The organism is Pseudomonas syringae group sp. 243L2 (genome assembly GCF_032587875.1).
Lineage (GTDB): Bacteria > Pseudomonadota > Gammaproteobacteria > Pseudomonadales > Pseudomonadaceae > Aquipseudomonas > Aquipseudomonas amygdali.
The window spans coordinates 41,948-65,675 of the sequence record NZ_JAWHPL010000031.1 but is presented as its reverse complement, the minus strand read 5'-3'; the positions used below and the strand labels follow the sequence as shown (position 1 = coordinate 65,675).

Genomic DNA, 23,728 nt, shown 5'->3' with positions numbered 1-23,728 from the left:
CTGAACACGGCATGAACCGGCGCTGAACAGTCATCTACACCGGATGCAGCGGAATCGGCTATGGTTGTTTGCGACCTCAAACTATCAAAAGGAGCTGACCATGCGTGTGTGGATTGCAATGATCATGATGGGCCTGACCGGACTCGCTCAGGCAGCGATCAAGACCGAGCAGATCGATTACAAGAGTGCCGACGGAACCAAACTGGTGGGTTACTACGCTTACGACGACGCGGTAAAAGGTCCACGCCCCGGTGTTCTGGTGGTTCACGAGTGGTGGGGCCTGAACGACTACGCCAAGCGCCGCGCCCGCGACCTGGCTGCCCTGGGCTACAGCGCCATGGCTATCGACATGTACGGCGAAGGCAAGAACACCGAGCACCCGAAGGACGCGATGGCATTCATGCAGGCTGCGCTGAAGGACAGCGATGCGGCTGACAAGCGCTTTGATGCCGGGCTGGAGCAATTGAAGAAGCAACCTCAGACCGACCCGAAAAAAATTGCAGCGATCGGTTACTGCTTCGGCGGCAAGATCGTGCTGGACGCGGCGCGGCGCGGCGAACCGTTGCTGGGCGTAGTGAGCTTCCACGGCGCACTGGTCACCAATACCCCGGCCAAACCGGGCATCAAAGTGCCGATGCTGGTCGAGCACGGTGCCAAAGACAGCATGGTCACCGCTGAAAACGTCGCAGCCTTTAAAAAGGAAATGGACGACGCCAAGGCTGACTATAAATTCGTCAGCATCGACGGTGCCAAACACGGCTTCACCAACCCCGACGCCGACCGCCTGAGCCACGGCGACCACGGCGGCCCGGACATCGGCTACGACAAGGCTGCCGACCAGAGCTCCTGGTCAGACATGCAGGTGTTCTTCAAGAAGATATTTGGTTGACTAGCAGATGCTTCTTCTGCACGGAGCGTCGCACGATAGTTGAGATGATCGTTCCGCACGCTCCAGCGTAGGAATGCAGGTCTCGACGCTCTGCGTCGTCAAGAGGACGCGGAGCGTCCGGAAAGGCATGCGACGCAGAGCGACGCACGATAGCTGGATTCTCGTTCCGCACACTCTGCGTCGCATCAATTCGCTAATACCAGCGCTGAATATCGATCAAACCGCGCTGCCCCTCATAATCGCGAGCGCTGGAGTATCTCCAGTGCTCACCGACATCCACATAACCCCTCTTTACCGGGTTGTGGTGAATGTAATCGAGCTTCTGACGCATCACCGCTTCATTCCACACAAGCTCCGCATGAGCCCCTTCCTGCCAGACCTGATAAACCCTGTCGGTCTTGTGCATGGGTTTGACAAAGCGCAGACGCTGAAGCGCGCTCTGGGCATTCGCTTTCTCGAGGACGTGGATTATCTGCCGGGCAGTGAAAGACTTGAAACTATTCACACATTTATCTAGCTCGGGGGCTTGAGCCACGAAGTGCAGATGGTTTTCCAGGACGACATACCCGAAGAGCTGCAGTCCTTGATGAGCCTGTTGATAGCGCCATGCGTTCAACAGAACGTCCACCAGAGCAGGCCGGGTAAAAAGCGGCAACCACTCCACCACCGTACAGGTCAGAAAGTGGGGTTTTTCACGTTCGGTGATGGTGTACCGGCTTCGGCCCATGAGTTCGTCCTTGAATCATCAGAGGCCCGAACGGTACATCCCGACTGAGTGGGTGGAAATGATGAAAGTGTGACCAGCTTTTTGCTCTACCTGGCAAAGAGGACGCAGAGCGTCCAGAACGGCATTCGACGCGGAGCGACGCACGATAGTTGAGATTCTCGTTCCCACGCTCCAGCTTGGGAATGCAGGTCGCGACGCTCTGCGTCGCCAAGAGGACGCGGAGCGTCCGGAACGGCATGCGACGCGGAGCGTCGCACGATAGTTGGATTCTCGTTCCGCACGCTCCAGCGTGGGAATGCAGATCTCGACGCTCTGCGTCGTCAAGAGGACGCGGAGCGTCCGGAAACGCATGCGACGCGGAGCGACGCACGATAGTGGGATTCTCGTTCCCACGCTCCAGCGTGGTAATGCAGGTCGCGACGCCCAGCGTCGTCAAGAGGACGCGGAGCGTCCGGAACGGCATGCGACGCAGAGCGACGCACGATAGTTGAAATTCTCGTTCCCACGCTCCAGCGTGGTAATGCAGGTCGCGACGCTCTGCGTCGCAAGAGGACGCGGAGCGTCCGGAACGGCATGCGACGCAGAGCGACGCACGATAGTTGGATTCTCGTTCCCACGCTCCAGCTTGGGAATGCAGGTCGCGACGCTCTGCGTCGCCAAGAGGACGCGGAGCGTCCGGAACGGCATGCGACGCGGAGCGTCGCACGATAGTTGGATTCTCGTTCCCACGCTCCAGCGTGGGAATGCAGATCTCGACGCTCTGCGTCGTCAAGAGGACGCGGAGCGTCCGGAAACGCATGCGACGCGGAGCGACGCACGATAGTGGGATTCTCGTTCCCACGCTCCAGCGTGGTAATGCAGGTCGCGACGCTCTGCGTCGCCAAGAAGGGCGCGGATAGTTACCAGTGCCCTTCCCTCAAACCCGTTCCCCCGGCAAAATGCCGCCCATGACTCAATTACCCGACCTTCCCGTCTGCTGTCCCGAACTCGTTCAGCACTGGCCGTTGCCGCATGCGCTGCCGGGCGCGATGCTGGTCAGTGGGCGGTTTGATCCGCACACGCTGATCGACGGCGATTTTCAGCGCTGTGCGGTGCAGATGCCTGCGAGCATTCAGCGCTCGGTCGCCAAGCGTCAGGCCGAATTTCTCGCCGGTCGGCTCTGTGCCCGCGAAGCCATGCGCCAACTGGATGGCCGTCTGCATGTTCCTGCTGTGGGTGAAGACCGCGCGCCGGTCTGGCCCGCTGATGTCTGTGGCTCGATCACCCATAGCACCGGCTGGGCCGCCGCTGTGGTGGCGCACAAGCGACAATGGCGCGGGCTGGGGCTGGACACGGAAAACCTGCTGAGCCATGACCGTGCCTCGCGACTGGCCGGGGAAATTTTGACGGCTGCCGAGCTGGCCGACATGGCAGCAGGCGCGCAGGATCAAGTCGCGTTGCGCGTGACCCTGACCTTTTCGATCAAGGAAGCGCTGTTCAAGGCGCTCTATCCCATCGTGCAAAAGCGCTTCTATTTTGAAGACGCGCAACTGCTTGAATGGTCCGCCGACGGCAGCGCCCGCTTGCGCCTGCTCATCGATCTGTCCAGCGAGTGGCACGCAGGCAAGGAACTCGACGGCCAGTTCAGTGTGCTGGGTGATCATCTGTTGAGTCTGGTCGCAGTCGAAGGCTGATCAGCCGGGCAGCGGACAATGCTCGCAACGCCCGACCCACTCCACACGATGACTCAGGCAGCACACACGCCGTTGCCTGCGCGGTTCACCACCCTGCGCCTGCGGAACGTAACGCACTGCCTGAAACAGAGGATTGGCCCGCCCATCTGGCCTTTTCCTCTCGCTCAACAGCGCCAGCCCTGGCGCCAATGACACAGTGCTGCACGTGGCCAGTTGCACAAGACAGCCTTCCAGATAATCCCCGGCGCTGCTCCACAACACCGCGCAGGGCAGCCCGCCATAGGCGCTCAATGCGGCAATAAAGGGCTGCAGATTGTCATCAAGCAATCCGGCAAACTGTTGAAACGGATCAGCCGGAATGCCCCGCCAGGCCTCTCCCTTCCCCGCCAAACGAACGCCATTCGGCAGGCCACGTTCATCCACTGCCAGTGCGACCTGCTCAAGCGCCAACGGCCAATGCCAGCCATGCACCAGACTGGCAACCAGCACCGGCGGAATAATCTGCATGAAGTAAAACTTGGCCCACTGCGACACCAGCACCGGCAATTGGCTGGGCATCAACTGCGGCCCGTAAATGCTCAGCAGTAACTGATCAAGCCGCTCGGTTTGCAGCAGATCAGGCAACGCCACTACAGGGCGCGAATCAGGGCGCGAATCATCTGCCGCCAGCAACGTCTGCCCGAAGCGCTCAAGCGGACCACTGAACAGCTGAGCACTCAACGCGGCACCTGCGTACGTGGCCAGGACAGGCTGAAACACGCGCCACCCAGGCTGACACTATGGCCAATCAGCGCGCGACCTTCGTGCCAATGGATGATCCGCCGCACAATCGACAGGCCCAACCCATGCCCGCCTGACGCTCGGGTGCGGCTGTCATCAATACGCATGAACGGCGTGAAAATCTGCTCCCATGCCTCTTCCGGGACGCCGGGACCGTCGTCGTCCACATCAATACGGCACTGCTGCGCCTCCAGTCGGTAACTGATACGCACCTCGTTTTCCGCATGGCGCATCGCGTTGCTCACCAGGTTCTGTACCGCACGATGCAGATAACGCGGTTCTGCCTCGACCCAGGCGGCTTCGCCCTCTTCAGAGGTCAAACATTCGCCCCGTGAAACCCGCACGTCGGCGCGCAAGGGTGCCAGTTCGGCGATCACCTGATCGATCAGCGCATCCAGATCGACACGCTGGAAGTTCAGGGTCGGCGCGCCTTGCTCAAGGCGCGCGTAAGTGAGCATTTCATCGACCAGTTTGTCGAGGTCCTGAATATCGCTGTCCATGCCGCGCATGTATTTGCGTCGCGCCTCGGGAGTGGTGGCGTCGCTGACCATCTCCAGACCGAAACGCAAGCGTGCAACCGGCGTGCGTAGCTCGTGAGACACCGCACGCACCAGCTCGCGCTGGATCATCAACGAGCGCTGCAGATGCTCGGCCATGCTGTTGAACGCTGCCGCCACACGCCCCACCGAGTCGGAACCCTCGGTCGGCACGCGGGTTTGCAAGCTGCCTTGAGCAATCTGCGTTGCCGCCGCTTCCAGCTCCAGCACCCGTCGCTCCAGACGCCGCACCAGCAAATACACTACCAGACCGATGAAACACAGGCCCATCAAGGCGATCACCAGTAGCCAGTGCAGCGGATAAGGGTTCATCTGATACAGCGGGCCGATTTCCAGCACCCAGTTGGTGTCGACGATTCCGGCCAGCACGCGGATCGAGTCGCCGCCCTTGCCCAGCGCCATCACCGTGTCGCCTTCATAGATGCGGCGGCGCTGGTCATCGTCCAGGTCAGCCTGGTCCAGCGCCAGTAGATGCAAGTCGAAACCAAAGCCCTTGTCGATGCGCAGGGCTTGCAGGCGCGCCGGTTGCTCATCGACCGGAAAGCGCACCAGCTCGTCGATCAGCAGGTAAATAGTGGCTCGCGCCAGTTGCTCGGTGATCTGCTGCACCTCGCCGCTCAGCAGCAGCGGCTCCTTGTCGTTCAACTGACGATAGACCCTGGCGGCGTGCGGGCCGATCTGCTCGACCACCACCTGCCCACGCGCCAGACGACCGCGCGCGCCGCTGTCCAGTCCAGCCTGCTCGATGCTTTGCAGGCTGAGGGGAATCCCCAGCAAGCGCTCCCAGATCGCCAGGGCGCGGCGGCGCTCGATGTCGTTGAGCGGCACAAGGTTATCGGCCATCACCGTAAAGGTGCCGTGGGCCAGACGTTCGCGGTATTGCTCGCCGCGCGACTGATTGAGCACGTGCAGGGCGAACACGCCAAGCAGCGCGACCAGCACCAGTACGCCGAGCATGCCGCCGTAGATCCGCAGAAAGATCGAGTTCATAAGGTCAGCCGCTGAACACGTGGCCGCTCATGTCCTGCGCCGCTTCGGGCACAAACAGATAGCCCTTGCTGCGCACGGTCTTGATCAGACGCGGGTGGATGGGGTCGTCGCCGATTTTCGGGCGGATGCGCGAGATACGCACGTCGATAGAGCGATCCTGCCCGTCATAACCTACACCGCGCAGCGCAGTGAAGATTTCCTCGCGGGACAGCGTGCGCCCGGCGTTGGCCACCAGCAGCCACAGCAGGTCGAATTCGGCGCCGGTCAGTTCGATGCTCTGCTCGCGCAGCCAGGCCTCGCGCAGGGCGTTGTCCACCACCAACGGGCCGAACACCAACCGCCGCAGCTCTGCAGCAGGCACCTGCGGCGCTTCACTGCGGCGCAGCAAGGCATGAATACGCGCCAGCAGCACGCGCGGATGCACCGGTTTGCAGACGAAATCGTCAGCCCCGGTATCGAGCCCCTGAATATGATCGGTGTCATCAGTGCGCGCGGTGAGCATCAGAATCGGCCCGTCGTAACGGTCACGTACCGAGCGACAGATACTGAAACCGTCCTCACCGGGCAGCATCAGGTCGAGAATCACCAGATCCGGCTGTTCGGCAATGATTCGCGCCGCCGCCAGCGCGCCATTGCCCTCAATGCTCACGCGCAGGCCGTTGTTGTGCAGGTAATCGCTGGTCAGCTCGGCCAGTCGCTGGTCATCTTCGACAATCAGTACATGCCAGGTGTGTGGCTCCAAAGCAATCTCCCCTTGTTGTGATTGACCCATTGTTGTTATTCAAAACAAGGGTTGCGGCACCGCGTCGCAGGCGAGTGTAGCAACCGCCGCCCACCTCGCACGACACCCGGCGCGGCTTAGCACATCACATGCCAGACAGGTCTTGCAGCAGCGTTTTTTTGTGATAGGGTTCGCGCCCTCAAAAATCAGCAACCTGTCGCCAGCACCTACAGAAATCGGTGACAAACGGTCACGATCCAGTAGTTATGCGGCCTACACGCATGGTGTGCGATTCATACACAAACTACACACACTTTATCCACAGGCGGTGCGTTGCAATTCATGTCCAAAACGCATTATCTTGTAGCCCGGCGACGAGACACACCCTACATGTGGGGTTTTTCGCAAAAACACCAGCACAACTCAAATGGGAAATTCAAGCATTTTTGTTGCGTCTGAGGGGTTGAACTTCAAGCCGGTTTAGGCACCCAAACCGCTCGCGCTTGAGCCAGAGCCATCCCGTATACGTTTTGCAACATCGAACACGCATTCTTCATCAGATTTTCAAAGGATCGGGCACAGCCCGGTCCTTTTTGGCTTCAAAACCTGGAAGCGGCTGCACCTCCCGCTTCCACCTTCGTTTTGGAGCCCTTGAGTCGCCTTTTGCGACTTACTGCTCGAAACGAAACGGTGGGCAGCAATGCCCGAACAAACTTAAAGGAACGTGGAGTCACACATGCAAACAGACACAACTCGCGAGAACTCGCCGACCGGCGCGCCGCAGGCCAGCCAGACCCCACAGGACCTGTCTGCCACTGCTCCCGGTCAACTGCGCGTGATCAAGCGTAACGGCACTGTCGTTCCTTACACGGATGACAAGATCACCGTTGCCATCACCAAGGCGTTTCTTGCAGTTGAGGGCGGCAACGCTGCCGCCTCGTCGCGCATCCACGACACCGTTGCACGCCTGACCGAACAGGTCAGCGCCACGTTCAAACGGCGCATGCCTTCGGGCGGCACCATCCACATCGAAGAAATCCAGGATCAGGTCGAACTGGCGCTGATGCGTGCCGGCGAGCAGAAAGTGGCTCGCGACTACGTCATCTACCGTGATTCGCGCGCCAAGGAGCGTGCCGTTCGTGCCCCTGAAGATCAGGTCCAGGCTCACCCGTCGATCCGCATCACCCTCGCCGACGGCAGCTTTGCGCCGCTGGACATGGGTCGTCTGAACACCATCGTTACCGAAGCGTGTGAAGGCCTGGCTGAAGTCGACGCCAACCTGATCCAGACCGAAACCCTGAAAAACCTGTATGACGGCGTGGCGCTGAAAGACGTCAACACCGCACTGGTCATGACCGCACGTACCCTGGTCGAGCGTGAGCCGAACTACTCGTTCGTCACCGCCCGCCTGCTGATGGACACCCTGCGCGCCGAAGGCCTGGGTTTCCTCGGTGTCGCCGACAGCGCCACCCACCACGAAATGGCCGACCTGTACGCCAAGGCGCTGCCTGCCTACGTCGCCACCGGTATCAAGTTCGAACTGCTCAACCCTGTACTGGCCGAATTCGACCTCGAAAAACTCGGCAAGGCCATCAACCACGAGCGCGATCAGCAGTTCACCTACCTGGGCCTGCAAACCCTGTACGACCGTTACTTCATCCACAAGGATGGCGTGCGTTTCGAACTGCCGCAGATCTTCTTCATGCGTGTGGCCATGGGCCTGGCAATCGAAGAGAAAGCCCGTGAAGACCGCGCCATCGAGTTCTACAACCTGCTGTCGTCGTTCGACTACATGTCCTCGACCCCGACGCTGTTCAACGCCGGTACCCTGCGTCCACAGCTGTCCAGCTGCTACCTGACCACCGTGCCGGATGACCTGTCGGGCATCTACCACGCGATCCACGACAACGCCATGCTGTCCAAATTCGCAGGCGGCCTGGGCAACGACTGGACGCCGGTTCGTGCGCTGGGCTCGTACATCAAGGGCACCAACGGCAAATCGCAAGGCGTCGTGCCGTTCCTGAAAGTGGTCAACGACACCGCCGTTGCGGTCAACCAGGGCGGCAAGCGCAAGGGCGCTGTCTGTGCCTACCTGGAAACCTGGCACATGGACATCGAAGAGTTCATCGAGCTGCGCAAGAACACCGGTGATGATCGTCGTCGTACCCACGACATGAACACCGCCAACTGGATCCCTGACCTGTTCATGAAGCGCGTCTTCGACGACGGCCCGTGGACCCTGTTCTCGCCATCCGAAGTACCGGACCTGCACGACCTGACCGGCAAGGCCTTCCAGGAGCGTTACGAGTACTACGAAGCGCTGACCGAATACCCAGGCAAGATCAAACTGTTCAAGACCATCCAGGCCAAGGATCTGTGGCGCAAGATGCTCTCGATGCTGTTCGAAACCGGCCACCCTTGGCTGACCTTCAAGGACCCGTGCAACCTGCGCAGCCCGCAGCAGCACGTGGGCGTGGTTCACAGCTCGAACCTGTGCACCGAGATCACTCTGAACACCAACAAGGACGAGATCGCGGTCTGCAACCTGGGCTCGATCAACCTGCCGAACCACATCGTCAACGGCAAGCTGGACACCGACAAGCTCAAGCGCACCGTCGATGTAGCTGTGCGCATGCTCGATAACGTGATCGACATCAACTACTACTCCGTGCCGCAGGCCAAGAACTCCAACCTGCGCCACCGTCCGGTCGGCCTGGGCATCATGGGCTTCCAGGATGCGCTGTACCTGCAGCACATTCCGTACGGTTCCGACGCTGCGGTGCAGTTCGCCGACACGTCCATGGAAGCGGTCAGCTACTACGCCATCCAGGCGTCCTGCGACCTGGCCGACGAGCGCGGTGCCTACGAGACGTTCCAGGGTTCGCTGTGGTCCAAAGGCATCCTGCCGCTGGATTCGCAACAGATCCTGATCGAGCAGCGTGGCGAGAAGTACATCGATGTCGACCTGAAGGAAACCCTGGACTGGGCGCCGGTTCGTGCCCGTGTGCAGAAAGGTATCCGTAACTCGAACATCATGGCCATCGCACCGACCGCCACCATCGCCAACATCACCGGCGTGTCGCAGTCGATCGAACCGACCTATCAGAACCTCTACGTGAAATCGAACCTGTCCGGCGAATTCACCGTGATCAACCCGTACCTGGTTCGCGACCTCAAGGCTCGCGACCTGTGGGACTCGGTCATGATCAACGACCTGAAGTACTACGACGGTTCGGTACAACAGATCGAGCGCATCCCGCAGGAGCTCAAGGAGCTTTACGCGACTGCTTTCGAAGTGGACACCAAGTGGATCGTCGACGCGGCAAGCCGTCGTCAAAAGTGGATCGACCAGGCTCAGTCGCTGAACCTGTACATCGCTGGCGCTTCGGGCAAGAAGCTGGACGTGACCTACCGCATGGCCTGGTACCGTGGTCTGAAAACCACTTACTACCTCCGTGCCCTGGCCGCGACCAGCACCGAGAAGTCCACCGTCAACACCGGCAAGCTCAACGCAGTATCGAGCGGCGGCCACGGCCCGGACGACTCGGCGATCACCGCCCCACGTCCAACCGAAGCAGCACCCGCCGGCCCGGCCCCAGTGCCAAAGGCTTGCGCAATCGACGAGCCGGATTGTGAGGCTTGCCAGTAAGGCAACCGCACCTCGCCCCACAGGATAAACACAACCCTGTGGGAGCGAGAGGCCACCAAGCCTGACGCTGTACCTGTAGGAGCGGACTTGTCCGCAAAGAGGCCAACAAGCCGAATGCTGACTTGTAGACTCCTGTAGGAGCGGACTTGTCCGCGAAGAGGTCGGCAAGGACACACATGCCCTTGCCACCCTCCTCCTCACCCAAAGGCCTAAAAAGCCAAAAATTCATGTTCCTTGCGCGCAACACCTTAAAAGCAAGCAACACCCCCTCTAGATCCAACAGGCCAGTCCACCCGACTGACCCTCAAGCAGGAGAATTACACCATGCTGAGCTGGGACGAATTCGATAAAGAAGACGGCGAAGTAGTCGCCAAAGCGACCAACGCCGGCCACGCCAACGAAGCCAACATGGACCGCCTCGACAGCGCCGGTGGCCTGGCTGCACAAGAAGCCCGCGCCGTTACCGCCGCCGACTCCGCTGCCCTGATCCGCGCCAAGAAAGCGCTGGACGCACTGGACGTCGCTGAAGGCCTGGCCGAACTCGAAGGCGCCAGCGCCCGCGTCGCCGTTGACGAAAAAATGATGATCAACTGCCGCGCCGACCTCAACCAGCTCGTACCTTTCAAGTACGACTGGGCCTGGCAGAAGTACCTGGACGGTTGCGCAAACCACTGGATGCCGCAAGAAGTCAACATGACCGCCGACATCGCCCTCTGGAAAAACCCGGAAGGCCTGACCGACGACGAGCGCCGCATCGTCATGCGCAACCTGGGCTTCTTCTCCACTGCCGACTCGCTGGTTGCCAACAACCTGGTACTGGCCGTGTACCGCCTGATCACCAACCCGGAGTGCCGCCAGTACATCCTGCGCCAAGCCTTCGAAGAGGCGATCCACACCCACGCCTACCAGTACTGCATCGAATCACTGGCCATGGATGAAGGCGAGATCTTCAACATGTACCACGAGATCCCATCGGTCGCTAAAAAAGCAGCCTGGGGCCTGAAGTACACCCGTTCGATCTCCGATCCAAAGTTCGAAACCGGCACCGTCGAAACCGACAAAGAGCTGCTGCGCAACCTGATCGCCTACTACTGCGTACTGGAAGGCATCTTCTTCTACTGCGGCTTCACCCAGATCCTCTCCATGGGCCGCCGCAACAAAATGACCGGCGTCGCCGAGCAGTTCCAGTACATCCTGCGCGACGAGTCCATGCACCTGAACTTCGGTATCGACGTGATCAACCAGATCAAAATCGAAAACCCGCACCTGTGGGATGCCGAGATGAAAGAAGAAGCCACGCAGATGATCCTGCAAGGCACCCAGCTGGAAATCGAATACGCCCGCGACACCATGCCCCGCGGCGTGCTGGGCATGAACGCAGCGATGATGGAAGACTACCTGAAATTCATCGCTAATCGTCGTTTGAGCCAGATTGGGTTGAAGGAAGAGTATCCGGGGACGACGAATCCGTTTCCTTGGATGAGCGAAATTATGGACTTGAAGAAAGAGAAGAATTTCTTTGAGACGAGAGTGATTGAGTATCAGACTGGTGGGGCGTTGAGCTGGGATTGATACACATTTAAAATATAGTTCACTATGAAGCCCCGCTAATCCGGGGCTTATTTCAAAAAACAAACTATAAAAAATAGAATATGCATACTGAAAAACTGATCACCATATTAACAGACATAGAAAAACTAACCAACAAACAACCAGAGCTTCTAAAGTTAATTGAAAACCTAGACGCTATCCATCAGGAGCTCCCAAAAATACTTTCACAACTACTAATAATAACAAGCCCAAATAACTTAAGGACCGAAGCTCACGAAAAACACAATTTACTGTTGACCAAAGTAAATAGCAGCTTAAGGAAATCTAGATTTAGCACAATTACCAAGGCCGCCCACGGGATAGAAGAACTACTACACCTACAAGAAGTATCTTTTTTTGATAATGCAGCATTCGATATAAAAAATATCGTAGATGCAATTGACGATCACCTAAGCAATTCAAGCATAGAAACCTCACTTAAACTCATCAACTCAGCACACGAACTAAAAAAATCTCTCTTAGAAATAAAAGCTTGCAAAAAATTATTATTGGAGACTACAGCAAAAGAACTTTCCATCGAAAACGAAAAAAACGAAACATTCAAGATATATTTCCCACAACATATTTCACTGAGTCAATTCACAGCAAAAACAGATGCTTTAAATTCTATCATAGAAGAATGCTGCAACTTAGTTGGACTTAGCGTACAAGAAGCAGCCGTAGAAATTAAAAAAATCGAGTCAGGAAGTTATTTCGCCAAAATATCGGCAAACCCACTAGTGGTAATACTTTTAACTACGATCATAAACAATGGATCGAACTACTTTTTCAAAGAGCTTGAAAATAACAATACCACCCCACTAAGAGAGTCATCCGATATAATCGATAAGCTCTTGAAGATTAGGGAAACACTTGCCACGAACGGGCATGACGTCAAAAATATTGACGAAAACATAAAGAAATCATCATTAATAATATCAAAACAGCTAGAAAAACTACTAGAAAACACTCAGCAAATCGAAGTTAACGACCACACAATTCAAACTCGAAACTACGATCAGTTGCCTATCGAAGTAAAAAAACAGCTTAACAGCGGTCAAACTCAAGCTAAGATTGAGAACTTGGAGCAACCAAAAAAATAAAGCGTATCAAAAACCAAACACCCTCCTGCAGTATAAACTTTTCGAGGAATGCCTTTCTCAAATGGAAAGGCTAGAAAAATCAACTCCAAATTATTTTAAAACACACTTTACCAAACACATTCCAAGTACACTCTGAAAATAATTACTTTGAGAAAGCTCCGAACTAAAGCCCTTATATTTATCAACCTCAGTATTGGGCAATCATAATTTCAAAACCCTCCTAGAAATATTTAAAATTTAAAGCTTGTAATTTACCTATTTGCAAATCAAACGGCACCACCCACAATCTCAACCTCTCTGAAAACTCAAAAACCGGCAATGCCTCCTGAAACAAAGCCCGCTTCGGATAAATCAGCACCAAATCCCCCTGTCCGCCTAGATACTTCTGCCCATACGCAAACAGTTGATAAAAATCAGCCTGGCTCAGGCCATAATTTTTGCTACCCAGCTCGCTGTCCAGCCGTTTCCACTTGGTGTCCAGAACCCAGCTCTTCTCTCCCTGAGTAATCATCAAGTCAGGCCGTAGCTGAAAGACCTTTTTGCCCTCATGAGTACACAGGTACTCACTGCTGCGCTGCGTATGTAGCGTAGCGTCTGGCGGCAGTGAATCCCTCAGACACGCAGCCACGTAGCGTTCAAACAGTTTTTCCATTGGGAACAGCAAGCTCATGCCCTGCCATTCGCCTGCAACTGCCAGTGGTGTCTGCTGTTGGATGATGAGTTCGCACCAAGGCTTTACCGGCTGGTAATGGGCCATGAGCCGGTCGTGACGCCACTGTTTGAAATCTTGAGTGGTGTCTCGGCTGTTTGGGATTTCTAGCAACAACGAGCGCAGTTCGTGGGAGAGACGCCAGTTACTGGGGTCTTGAGTAGTTTTACAAACGATGTCTAACGCTGTTTTGAGAAGGCGGTTCTCGGGCCGGTCGGGCAGGAATACGTCGTGACGAATTTGGAAGTGGTGTTGTCGGCCAGGAGGTTGGCGCATTTGACGGGCGGTGTTGAGTTGGCCGCGCAAATATCGCTGCTCCTCTTCGACTCGTTGGTAGTCGAAGCGAAGGCCGCGTTTGATGAGGTGGTCGAGCGCTTCCAGAAAGCTGCTCATTACCCATTCGGTCAACGGCGCATCGAAGCGCTGTAACGCGGTTGTGCCGACCTTTCGGGTTGGTAGGTCTAATGACTTCTGAATCATGCGTCTCAGCAAAGCTCGGCTTTGCTGGATGCAGTCACCTTGTTCGAAATGTTTGGGCAGAATTTCGATCCGCGTGCCGCAGGGTGTTTCCAGCGCGCCAACGTAATTATCGAGCTTAAGCCAGCGGCGACCTTCAACTTGAACCAGTGCGGCACCCGCTTTGCTAAAGCGTGAACTAGTTTCGCAGAGCCAGTCGAAAGCAGTGGTAGACACTTGGGCTACATCAAGCGTCGGGTTGGGAATATTGCTGGTGGTCAACCGAGCATATTCTCGGACCGTGACAGTGGTCTTCACCCCTGCTGCTCGCTCAGAAACTTGATGATCTTGCGTCCGAGGCTTCGCGTATTCAGCGCGGTACCCAACGCGGACGTAATGGAGATGCCGTGCTTGCTCGCAAGCTCGCGCAACAGTGGCTTTGCAGGCTTAATGTGCTGACCTCCGCGATACACATCGATGCGACCATCGGCAGACTGCCTTATATCTACCCCATCCGTTCTAACGTTTTTTGCTTCCAGCGGCGCACCGACTTTCAGGTTGTGATCAATCACACCCAGGTACGATTCAATCTTCTGGAACGCTGGCAGATTCAACTCCCAACGCTCATCGCTCTGGCCAACCGTGACCGTATCCCCAAACAACGCAATGAGGTCTTGGCTCGGCTGAATCAGAAAACTATTTTCCGGGGCCTTGCGCTGATCGTTGAGAACCCACTGAATGCGCTGCCAATCTTCGAAGAAATACTCCTGAAGCAGCGGCAGGATTTGCTCGCGGAAGATGCCTTCCAACCGCTCCAACGTAGGCTCATCCTTGAGCGGCATAAAGTAAGCGTGGCCAAGGCAGTGGTCTCGATCAAGCAGGGCCGCTATGCGTTGATTCATCACGCTGAGCAATTCGTCGATGGCGATGCCATCAACCTCTACTTCATCAAGCAACTCTGGATTTGGCGGGACTTCGATGAAGGTGAAGCGACGACGCAGGGCAATGTCTAACGCGGCCAATGATCGGTCAGCGGTGTTCATGGTGCCGATCAGATGGATGTTGCCGGGGATGCTGAAACGCTCTTTCGAGTAAGGCAGCATGACTTCCAGAGCCTCATCGGCGCCCGCTCGCTTGGAAGGCTCGATGAGCGTAATCAGCTCACCGAAAATGCGCGAGACGTTGCCTCGGTTTATCTCATCAATGATCAGCACCTTGGCGTCGCTATGTTGAACGGGGGCAGGCTCAAATAAGCCCTCCTCGTTTTTGCCCAGCATGTGCTCGACCATTGATGGCAAGAAGTTCTTGTAGCCGTTCACCAAAAACGGATCAAGGATGGAGCCGGGCACTTTCTTATCCCAACGACCGTTGCCCAGCTCTTCGATTGTGAAGGTGCCAGCGTCTACATAAGAAGCGAGTGTATTCAGCAGACTCATGCCGATGGGAAGGTGTTTACCTTGGGGCTTCTCTATCTCAACGACGTCAGGCGTGGCGCGGGTCACTTTGTAGCCTGTGCCGTAGCGATCACCGACCTTGAATGCTCGGTATTTTCCGCTCAGTTCACTCGCAATTGACTCGCAGAGGCTCTTGAAGACGCCAGATACCACTTCGTAACGGATCTGACCTTGCTCGTCAGTTGTAGCGCGTAGCCCTTCGACAAAATCTTCATAGCTAAAGCTCTGATGAAAGGTCACAAAGCGCACATCACCTGCTGCAAGCAGCTCGTCAAATCGAGCTTTCAGCGCTGATCGGTTATCAAGGTTTTTAGCAAGAAAAGGCTGATCAAGTATCTGCAACGTCGCTTCGACTGTGGCGTAGGTTTTCCCCGTACCGGGCGGACCGAAGAAAATCTGATTGAGCGAAGGCATTGCCGAACGTCCTTGTAGGAAAAGTCCGACAACAGTATCTAGATTGCCAGCATGGGTAAAGCGAAGCCTCGGTGGTGTCGTGTTTATGTAGCAGCCCTGAGAATGCGACGCAGAGCGTCGCGAACTGCATTCCCACGCGGAGCGTTGGAACGATATGGGTTGCTGAGCCCGATACCTCGCCTGAAGATCAGAAACCCCTGACATCCTCTCCCTCCCCAGTCCGATATGGACACGCTGCCAGAGCCAGTATCATATGCGCCGGTGCCTAAGAAACACCCAACGTAGATGCAGTGAGTTCACGCATAGCTTCAGATTCCAATCGTTCTAATTGAACGGGGAATCTCGGCTTTGCTGATCCGCTCAGTTGGGTTTTCTTACGCCCGCTCTACGTTTGTCTTTAACGTCATTTCAGTTCATACGTAGAGGTCAGCATGTTAAGCAATCTATTTCAGGCCAGTGCTCGTCAGCCGCGCGAGGTGTGCGCCGGTTTCACCCCAACCCCCTTCCACCGCCATAACCGACAACTCCTCGCCCTCCTCTTCGAAAACCAACCCTGGTTCAGCGCCCGCGATCTCGGTCGCATGATCGGCTGGCCGTTGAACGAGCGGACGCTGCGCAAGCTGGATGCTGACCAGCATCGAATGATCACGCTCGACCTGCACGGCGAAGCACAGTCAGAGCTCATGGTCAGTGAGTCGGGGGCGTACACGATGATGGTGCATCACTATCACGCAGAGAATCGTGGGTTGCGGCAGTGGATTACCAATGAGGTGGTGCCTGCGTTGCGGGATGGGCAGTTGCCGTTTGATGACTGCACGCCGCACCTGAGCATGCTGCAGTGGCCGGGGTTGTCGGTGAGTATGTTGCACTGGCACAGCGAGCCGTGGATACGGTTGCGGGATATGCCGATGCTGTTGGCGCATCCGCAGATGCAGGTTGATGCGCGGCCGCATCGCTTGGCGAAGTCGTGGTGGCGGGCTGTGTTGCCTGTCTCTCGGTTGGGTTGAATGTGGCTTGATGGTCGCGACGCTGGGTGACGACCATCGTGTTTTTACGGAATCAGTCTTTCAGGCGGCTGCGGTAGTCGCTGATCATTTCTTTGGTGACATCTTCCTTGTAGCAGATCGGTGCGTAACCGCCTTTGCGGCTGTACGCGCTGCGTTTGCCGCATTGGCTGCCGTTGCGAGCGGAATTGTAGGGGCACGGACAATTGCCGGGGTAGCTGTCGATGGATTCCTGGATGATGGCTTTGACGATTGAGGCGTCTGTTACCTGGGCTTCTCTGGCGTTTGCGGAGAAGGCACAGAGGAATGCGAGTATGGCGACGAAGCCTGTCCCTGTCTTTTTCATGGCTATTCCTTAGCGAGTGCAGACGAGTGTCTGTTGCAAGGTTTTACCATGATGCCATTGAGCCATCAAATTTTTTTATTGAGGCGATCTGGAGAGGCATGGCTAGGCCGAGCCTGAAATTTGGCTCGCAAATGATGTACCGCATACACAGGTTTTGCTGCCGGTTCCCGGCAGATCGCGAACAAGTTCGCTCCTACGCCCTCCGGGCAGAAGCTTGGACTTATGAGTGATTCAGCATTCGCGTGATGGCTTGGATGCGACGCAGAGCGTCACGAGATGCGTGCCAACGCGGAGCATTGGCACGATAGGTATTACCGAGTGCCTGCGGGGCTACTGCACCCCGCAGGCATCCTCCATCAGAACTGCCAATCCAGCGACAAGCCCACGCCGTGGGTTTTATCCCGCGCACCGAGCAAGCCGTTGTAGTCCAGGTTGATGCGTGCATCCTTGCCCAACGCCACGCTGGCGCGGGCACCGACTACGGCGGCGTCGCGGTCCATGGAGACGCTTTGTACGTTGAAGCTGTTGCCGGCGCTGGCGAAGGCCAGGTGTTGTTCCGACGAGGTGTCGCTCAGGTTGTGCTGCCAGCCGAGAGTGGCGGAGACGTCGAGTTTTTGTGTGTCGTTGAGGTTGAATCGGTTTCCGGCGCGCATGCCCAGGGTCGAGAGCACGGTGTCGCGGGTGTCGTCGCTGCCTTTAAGGGCCGTGGCACCGCCTTTTTCGGTGAAGCTGTCGCTGTCGAAGTGTACGTAGGCCAGGTTGGCGAAAGGCTCCAGTGCCAGCGGTTGCAGGTTCAGGCGGTAGGCGGCTTCGGTGAACACCTGGCTCGACTGGGCGTCACGCTTGACCTTCTGACGATCGGAGAACGCGCCGAATTGCAGATCGCGTTTCACGTCGATGCGGTGCCAGCTGTGCGATGCGCCTGCAGTCAGGCGCAAAGCACCCTGTTCGTGGCCGATGTAGGCGCCCAGGTGGTAGCTGTCTGCCGAGGCCCGCGAGTGGGTGTCATCGCCCAGGCTCAGCGAGGTGTCGCTGTAACCTGCCATCGCGCCCAAACGGGTGTGTTCGCTGATCAGGCCGTCGACGCCTGCCAGCAAGCCGCCCAGCGATGAGGTCGAGCTGGCGCTGTCGCTGCTGCCGCTGTTTTTGCCCCATGCGCCGAGCGCTTTGACCCACACTGAATTGTCTTCGCTGCCCGCTGCTGGCTGGTCGTACAGCCCTTCGACGCGCAGGCGATCACCTACGGCGTCGCGCAGTTGGCGGCTGTCGTTGATCAGTTGTGTAGCGATGGCCGGGTGCACTTCTCCCGACAGTTGGGTGAAGGCGCGGCGTGCGCTGGCGGCGTCCTGGCTGAGGATGATGCTCTCGTAGACCGAGTTGCCTGCACTCAGTTGCTCAATGGCCTGGGCCACGCTGCGCTGGTTGTCGGTTTGGCCTGCGCTAGCGAAGCTGTCGCCGTTACGTGCAAGGGCCAGTGTCACGCCTGTACCGGTATACGCTAGGTTGCCGTCCAGGAATGCGTAGTTATCCGTCACCGAACCAAACTGACCCTGAATGCCGCCAGCCGCTTGCAGTACGTTGAACTGCTGACCCAGAACGCTGCGAGTCTGGTTGCTGCTGAGCAGTGCGGGATTGTCGTTTTCCAGAGACAGGGCCATGTTGGCACCGCTCACAGTCGCGGTGCCGCCGACCACGATGCGGTCGCTGGCAGTGGGCGAGAATTCAACCGCGTAGGTCGAGCCCGGTGCCAGGTTGAGGTCGCCCGCCACTTGCAGGGTGCCGATGGAGTTGCCCGGCGCGACGGTGCCGCCCCGGTTGGCGGTCAGTGTTGCGACGCTGCCATTGCCGCCCAGAATGCCGCCATTGTTGACGGTGACGGCAGAGGCCAGCGAGCCGTTGATGGCCAGGCGTCCTTGATTGACCAGCGTCGGGCCGCTGTAGCTATTGGCCCCGCTCAACACCAAGATGCCAATGCCTTGTTTGGTCAGGCCGCCGTGGCCGGAGATGTTATTGCTCCATACATCCAGCCCACATTGCGGCCCGGTGCAAGTGCGTTGGGTCGGTTTGCCTGCGTCGACAATCGCACCGACGCCGGGCAGGTCAGCGACGAACTGGCTGTCGCCGTAGGCGCCGTCGATACGGAATTCGGCAGGAATATCTGCCTCGGTCACGAACATGCTCGGGCCGTTGACTGCTTTGCCGAGGTTGATCATGCCCCAGCCGTACAGCGCGTCGACGCCCGGTGCGCCAAGGTCGGTGGCGGTGGTTTTCAACACGTCGGCGACCTGCGCGCCGGTCATGTACGGGAAGCGCTCCATCAGCACAGCCATGCTGCCTGCCACGTGCGGCGCGGCCATCGAGGTGCCGTTCTTGTTGGCCCAGCCGACGGTCAGGTCTGCAAGGCTGGTGCCGTTGAGCACCGAGCTGTAGATGCGCGTGCCTGGTGCCGAGACGCAGAAGCTGGCGGTGTAGCCGCAGCGTGACGAGAAGGTGCTCAGGGTGTACGGCGTGGTTGCAGCTGCGGCGGCGTCGGGGTTTTGTTGCAGGGCGGCGACGGTCAGCCAGTTGGGTGCGATTTCCGGTACGAAGTAGCCGAGCCCGGCCATTGCGTCGGGGTTGTTGAGGTTGTAGTCGTTGCCTGCGGCGAAGATGGTCACCACGCCGCTGCGTGCCGCGTCGATGGCACCCTGATACGCGCCACCCGGACGCGTGCCGAGGATCTGGCGGATCTGATCGAACTGCACTTGCGCGTCCTGCACGGTGAAGTGCGGGAAGGCCGGGTCGCGACCGCCCTTGCTGAAACGGTCGGTAATGCCGATGCCCCAGCTGTTGTTGATGACCCGTGCGCCGCTGTTGACCAGCGCGTTCCAGCCAGCCTGATACACCGCGCCGTCGTTGCCCAGCACGATGCCGTCTTCCGGGCCTGGGTCGCCGTTGTCGGCGCTGATGATTTGCGCGTTGTAGGCCACACCATGCATCGGCCCGCCATCGCGATCGCCACCGGCGATGCCGCCCACGTGGGTGCCGTGGTTCCCGAGTTTGCCACCGGAGTCCAGCGTCGGTGCGCCGTCGTAGCGAAACGCGTCGCCCGCCTTCACCGGGATATACGGGTCGGTGTATTCACGGATACCGCTAGTGACCAGGTTGATCACCTTGTTGGCGCTGGAAAACTCTGGATGCGGGGCATAGACCGGCTGGTCGAAGATGCCCAGTTTGATGCCCTTGCCGGAGTAGCCAGCGGCGTAGGCTTGATCGGCATTGATCGCGCCCAGGCCCCAGTCGGCGTTGAATTCGGCGCTGCGCCAGCTGGCAGCATTGCCCGCCTGACCTGCTTCCACATAGGGTGCGGCATGTGCCACGCCCAAGGTCGCGAGGTAGCAGGCCAGTGCGCCGCAAGAGGCGCGGTTGATGGCGCGAATGGCCTGACCGAGGGGTTTGACAGAGGTGTGTCGAGTGGTGGATGCATCTTTCATGAAACGACCGTCCTTAGTTAACGCGCACGAATCTCCGCGCGCATGCATCTGCATGCGCGTCGTTTTTTTGGTTTGAGGGTTGGTTTGGGTTGGGTAATGCCGGGTTTAGAACTGCCAGTTAAGGCTCAGGCCGACACCGTGGCTTTTTTCCCGGCTGGCCAGTTGGCCGCTGTAGTCGAGGCTGACCCTGGCGTCTTTGCTCAATGCAACGCTGGCATGAGCACCGACCAGCGCGGCGTCACGGACCAGCGGCGAGCTTTCGATACCGAAACTGCCACCGCCCGAGGCAAATGCCAGGTGCTGCTCGGAATCGGTGTTGCTCAGGTTGTGCTGCCAGCCGAGGCTGCCCGACAGATCGATTTTCTGTCGGTCGCTGATCGCGATGGTTTTCAGCGCCCGTACACCGAGAGTGCTCAGCACCGCATCGCGGTTATCGCTACCGGCAGACAGGGCCGCCGCGTCACCCTTCTCGGAGAAGCTGTCGGTGTTGAGGTGGACGTAGGCCAGATTGGCGAACGGCTCGAGGGTCGCGGGTTGCAAGTGGATGCGATACGCCGCCTCGGTAAACACTTGCGTGCTCTGGGCATCGTGTTTGGTTTTCTCTTTGCCAGCAGCACCGCCGACCTGCACGTCGCGTTGTGCATCAATGCGATGCCAACTGTGCGCGCCGCCGAGGGTCAGGCGCAGTGCGCCGATTTCATGGCCGAGGTAAGCGCCCAGGTGGTAGCTGTCCACCGAAGCCCGGGAATGCGTGCCGGAGCCCATGTTCAATGAGCTGTCGCTGTAGCCCGCGACCACGCCCAGACGTGTGTCATCGGTAAGGTTGCCATCGACACCGGCCAGCAGGCCGCCAATCGAGGTGGTGTAACCGGCGGTATCGTCACGCGAGTCGGTCTTGCCCCAGGCACCTAGGGCTTTGATCCAGACATTGTCTTGCGCGGCCGTATTGCCATCAGTGCCGAATACGCTGGTCCCGAGACGCTCACCCACTGCATCGCGGATCTGCCGGCTGTCGTTGATCAGCACGCTGCCAATGGCCGGGTAGATCTCGCCGGACAGTTGCTGAAAGCTGTCTCGGGCAGCAGTTGCGCTTTGAGTCAGCAACAGGTTTTCGTACACCGCGTTGCCTGCGCCAAGCTGTTCGGCAGCGGTTGCTACGGCAGATTGATTCGGGGTTTGGGCGACGCTGCTAAATGCGCTGGTTTGCTCGACGTTCAGCGCGACGCCGTTGGCTGCGTAGTCGAGTCGGCCACCCAGAAACGCGTAGTTCGAAGTCACTGAGCCGAACTGGCCGTTCACGCCATTGGCGGCTTGCAGCACGTTGTACTGGCGACCTACGACGCTTTGGATCGGTGCAGAACTCAAGGCCACCGGCGTCGCGTTCTCCAGCGCCAGCGTCATGTTCGCGCCTGACACGGTGGCGCTTCCGGTGGCGACGATACGGTCACTGGCGGTGGGCGAAAGCTCAACAGCGTAGGTCGAACCCGGTTGCAGGGTGACATCACCGTTGACCTGCAACGTACCGATGGAATTACCCGGCGCAACGATACCGCCACTGCGCGCTGTCAGCCCACCGATCTGGCCGTTACCGCCCAGCGTGCCGCCCGCATTGACCTGCACAGCGGAAACCAGCGAGCCGTTGACCGACAGCAAGCCGCCGTTGACCAGGGTATCGCCACGGTAGGTGTTGGCGCCTTGCAGAATCAGTCGACCGGCACCGGATTTGACCAGGCTGCCTTGGTACTGACGCTGAGCGGCTGCGGCGGCTCGCGCAGTGCCGGTGGCGTAATCGGCCTGATCCTGCTGGCTGGCGGTGCTGGCAACGCCGTTTTGCCAGCCTTTGCTGATCAGGGTTTGCTGCCAGGTGGCCTGCTCGGCAGTGTCTTCGGCCTGACGCTGAAGCAGCGCCTGATCGGAAATATCGTTGCTCCATACATCGCTCACACCGGCCCCCAGGTTGGCGTCGAAGGTGCCGAGCAATTGACCGGGACCGCGCATCGCCCGCTCAAGATTGGCCACGCCCCAGCCCACGCTGTTGGTCGGTGCCTGAGTGACCGAGCCATCGAGCTGGGTGGCGGTGGTCAGCAACACTTGCAGCGCCTGCTCGTTATTCAGGTACGGGAAGCGTTCCATCACCAGTGCCAGCGCCCCGGTGGCGTGCGGTGCAGACATCGAGGTGCCGGACTTGATCCCGTAACCGCCGCCGGGCACGGTGCCGTTGATCAGTCGCCCGGGCGTTGTGATGCACCAGTATTTGGACAGGCCGCACTGGTTGTAGCGCTGACCGTTGCTGCTGTCGAGGCCCGACACAGCCAGCCAGTGGCCTTCGAGGTCTGGCTCGAAATACGGCAACGACGCCCGCACGCTGGCATTGGCGTAACCGCTGTTGCCTGCACTGAACACGTTTATCACGCCCTTGCGCGAGACGTTCGCCGCTTCGTCCAGCCAGGTTCCACGGTTGTAGTGCTGAGCGTAGGCCGCACGCACACCTGCCTCGGTGGCGTAGGTCACGTCGGATGGCTGGCTGCCCCAGCTGTTGTTGATGGCGCGTACTCCGGCATCTGCCAGCGCCCCGTACACCGCCTTGAAATACTGCGGGTCCGGGCTCGGGCCGAACAGGAAGCTGTCGTTCTGATTGGTGTTGCCGACGTAGATCTGTGCGTTGTACGCCACGCCATGCACGCCGACGCCATCGCGCGCCGCGCCTATGGTGCCGGTGACGTGCGTGCCGTGGGTATCGTTGTTCGGGTTGATGGCGCCAGTGATGCTGAAGGGCGAACCGTCAACGTAAGTACCGGTAGCGGTGACTGCGTGATAGCGGGACGAAGTGGCTTCAGGGTGGGACGGGTCAAAACCCGAGTCCAGCGCACCGATCTTGACGCCTGCGCCAGTGATGCCAGCGGCGTAGGCCTGATCAGCCTGAATACGCCCCAGGCCCCAGTCGCTCTGGAATTCTGCCGAACGCCAACTGGCAGCGTCACCCGGTTTGCCCTGCTCGACATAATCCGCGTAGGCAGAGCAGCCAAACGTAAAAGACAACGCACAAAGAGCGCCGCTTGCTACAGGTTTAAACGAATAACGGACAGCACCCAAACGCTTGGACTTTCGCATCCCTGCACACCTGATAATGGTCGGCTCTTCATTGAGCGATTCCAGAACATAGTCTGCAGTTATGCACTTGGCAACAGATTTA

15 protein-coding genes are annotated in these 23,728 nt (G+C 58.3%); 6 read left to right on the top strand and 9 right to left on the bottom strand.

What is annotated here, in order from left to right; genetic code table 11:
• Positions 1-100: 100 nt before the first annotated feature.
• A complete protein-coding gene (locus RYB66_RS20275; protein ID WP_134929822.1) occupies positions 101-889 on the top strand; it encodes a dienelactone hydrolase family protein in 789 nt (262 codons plus the stop codon).
• A 193-nt stretch (positions 890-1,082) separates the two neighbouring features.
• Here the strand turns inward: RYB66_RS20275 and RYB66_RS20270 are convergent, their stop codons facing one another.
• Positions 1,083-1,616, bottom strand: a complete 534-nt coding sequence (locus tag RYB66_RS20270) for an REP-associated tyrosine transposase (RefSeq protein WP_316891737.1) — start codon at positions 1,614-1,616, stop codon at positions 1,083-1,085.
• A 947-nt stretch (positions 1,617-2,563) separates the two neighbouring features.
• On the opposite strand from RYB66_RS20270, the gene RYB66_RS20265 reads away from it, so the two are divergent.
• Positions 2,564-3,289 carry a 4'-phosphopantetheinyl transferase gene (locus tag RYB66_RS20265; RefSeq protein ID WP_316895283.1) on the top strand — a complete coding sequence of 242 codons (726 nt, stop codon included), beginning with the start codon at positions 2,564-2,566 and terminating at the stop codon, positions 3,287-3,289.
• Here the strand turns inward: RYB66_RS20265 and fhuF are convergent, their stop codons facing one another.
• Genes fhuF through RYB66_RS20250 form a run of 3 tightly spaced genes read right to left on the bottom strand, consistent with a single transcriptional unit; the run spans position 3,290 to position 6,388 of the window.
• Positions 3,290-4,048, bottom strand: coding sequence for a siderophore-iron reductase FhuF (fhuF, locus tag RYB66_RS20260; protein WP_316895281.1), 759 nt, complete (start codon positions 4,046-4,048; stop codon positions 3,290-3,292).
• A complete protein-coding gene (locus RYB66_RS20255; RefSeq protein WP_117139702.1) occupies positions 4,006-5,616 on the bottom strand; it encodes an ATP-binding protein in 1,611 nt (536 codons plus the stop codon). The genes fhuF and RYB66_RS20255 overlap by 43 nt, the downstream gene beginning before the upstream one ends.
• A 4-nt stretch (positions 5,617-5,620) precedes the next feature.
• Positions 5,621-6,388: a response regulator transcription factor gene (locus tag RYB66_RS20250; protein ID WP_161794678.1), complete on the bottom strand. Its 768-nt coding sequence runs from the start codon at positions 6,386-6,388 to the stop codon at positions 5,621-5,623.
• Between the two features lie 685 nt (positions 6,389-7,073).
• On the opposite strand from RYB66_RS20250, the gene RYB66_RS20245 reads away from it, so the two are divergent.
• The 3 genes from RYB66_RS20245 (at position 7,074) to RYB66_RS20235 (ending at position 12,679) form a co-directional block, all read left to right on the top strand.
• Positions 7,074-9,986 carry a ribonucleoside-diphosphate reductase subunit alpha gene (locus RYB66_RS20245; protein WP_002554636.1) on the top strand — a complete coding sequence of 971 codons (2,913 nt, stop codon included), beginning with the start codon at positions 7,074-7,076 and terminating at the stop codon, positions 9,984-9,986.
• Positions 9,987-10,310: 324 nt separating this feature from the next.
• On the top strand, positions 10,311-11,558 hold the full coding sequence (locus RYB66_RS20240; protein WP_002554639.1) for a ribonucleotide-diphosphate reductase subunit beta: 1,248 nt from the start codon (positions 10,311-10,313) through the stop codon (positions 11,556-11,558).
• Positions 11,559-11,638: 80 nt separating this feature from the next.
• Positions 11,639-12,679: a hypothetical protein gene (locus tag RYB66_RS20235; RefSeq protein WP_044293995.1), complete on the top strand. Its 1,041-nt coding sequence runs from the start codon at positions 11,639-11,641 to the stop codon at positions 12,677-12,679.
• A gap of 220 nt (positions 12,680-12,899) precedes the next feature.
• Here RYB66_RS20235 and RYB66_RS20230 read toward each other — a convergent pair whose 3' ends face one another.
• Together RYB66_RS20230 and RYB66_RS20225 are read right to left on the bottom strand one after the other, a co-directional pair.
• Entirely contained in the window at positions 12,900-14,162 is a 1,263-nt protein-coding gene (locus RYB66_RS20230) for an McrC family protein (protein WP_016980799.1), read from the bottom strand.
• Positions 14,159-15,712 (bottom strand): McrB family protein, encoded by a 1,554-nt coding sequence (locus RYB66_RS20225; protein ID WP_016980798.1) that lies wholly within the window; start codon positions 15,710-15,712, stop codon positions 14,159-14,161. The genes RYB66_RS20230 and RYB66_RS20225 overlap by 4 nt, the downstream gene beginning before the upstream one ends.
• 431 nt (positions 15,713-16,143) lie before the next feature.
• On the opposite strand from RYB66_RS20225, the gene RYB66_RS20220 reads away from it, so the two are divergent.
• Positions 16,144-16,719 (top strand): Bro-N domain-containing protein, encoded by a 576-nt coding sequence (locus RYB66_RS20220; protein WP_044293997.1) that lies wholly within the window; start codon positions 16,144-16,146, stop codon positions 16,717-16,719.
• 52 nt (positions 16,720-16,771) lie between these two features.
• On the opposite strand, the gene RYB66_RS20215 is transcribed toward RYB66_RS20220, so the two are convergent.
• From RYB66_RS20215 to RYB66_RS20205, 3 genes are all read right to left on the bottom strand, one after another.
• Positions 16,772-17,062: a hypothetical protein gene (locus RYB66_RS20215; protein WP_016980795.1), complete on the bottom strand. Its 291-nt coding sequence runs from the start codon at positions 17,060-17,062 to the stop codon at positions 16,772-16,774.
• Positions 17,063-17,418: 356 nt separating this feature from the next.
• Positions 17,419-20,535: an autotransporter domain-containing protein gene (locus tag RYB66_RS20210; protein ID WP_316895277.1), complete on the bottom strand. Its 3,117-nt coding sequence runs from the start codon at positions 20,533-20,535 to the stop codon at positions 17,419-17,421.
• Positions 20,536-20,640: 105 nt separating this feature from the next.
• On the bottom strand, positions 20,641-23,646 hold the full coding sequence (locus RYB66_RS20205) for an autotransporter domain-containing protein (protein ID WP_316895274.1): 3,006 nt from the start codon (positions 23,644-23,646) through the stop codon (positions 20,641-20,643).
• Between the last annotated feature and the right edge of the window lie 82 nt (positions 23,647-23,728).

What these genes read in the sequence shown, in the direction of transcription:
- RYB66_RS20275 (WP_134929822.1), top strand. Translation starts at nt 101, where the DNA reads ATGCGTGTGTGGATTGCAATGATCATGATGGGCCTGACCGGACTCGCT.
- RYB66_RS20270 (WP_316891737.1), bottom strand. Translation starts at nt 1,616, where the DNA reads ATGGGCCGAAGCCGGTACACCATCACCGAACGTGAAAAACCCCACTTT.
- RYB66_RS20265 (WP_316895283.1), top strand. Translation starts at nt 2,564, where the DNA reads ATGACTCAATTACCCGACCTTCCCGTCTGCTGTCCCGAACTCGTTCAG.
- RYB66_RS20255 (WP_117139702.1), bottom strand. Translation starts at nt 5,616, where the DNA reads ATGAACTCGATCTTTCTGCGGATCTACGGCGGCATGCTCGGCGTACTG.
- RYB66_RS20250 (WP_161794678.1), bottom strand. Translation starts at nt 6,388, where the DNA reads ATGGGTCAATCACAACAAGGGGAGATTGCTTTGGAGCCACACACCTGG.
- RYB66_RS20245 (WP_002554636.1), top strand. Translation starts at nt 7,074, where the DNA reads ATGCAAACAGACACAACTCGCGAGAACTCGCCGACCGGCGCGCCGCAG.
- RYB66_RS20240 (WP_002554639.1), top strand. Translation starts at nt 10,311, where the DNA reads ATGCTGAGCTGGGACGAATTCGATAAAGAAGACGGCGAAGTAGTCGCC.
- RYB66_RS20235 (WP_044293995.1), top strand. Translation starts at nt 11,639, where the DNA reads ATGCATACTGAAAAACTGATCACCATATTAACAGACATAGAAAAACTA.
- RYB66_RS20225 (WP_016980798.1), bottom strand. Translation starts at nt 15,712, where the DNA reads ATGCCTTCGCTCAATCAGATTTTCTTCGGTCCGCCCGGTACGGGGAAA.
- RYB66_RS20220 (WP_044293997.1), top strand. Translation starts at nt 16,144, where the DNA reads ATGTTAAGCAATCTATTTCAGGCCAGTGCTCGTCAGCCGCGCGAGGTG.
- RYB66_RS20215 (WP_016980795.1), bottom strand. Translation starts at nt 17,062, where the DNA reads ATGAAAAAGACAGGGACAGGCTTCGTCGCCATACTCGCATTCCTCTGT.
- RYB66_RS20210 (WP_316895277.1), bottom strand. Translation starts at nt 20,535, where the DNA reads ATGAAAGATGCATCCACCACTCGACACACCTCTGTCAAACCCCTCGGT.
- RYB66_RS20205 (WP_316895274.1), bottom strand. Translation starts at nt 23,646, where the DNA reads ATGCGAAAGTCCAAGCGTTTGGGTGCTGTCCGTTATTCGTTTAAACCT.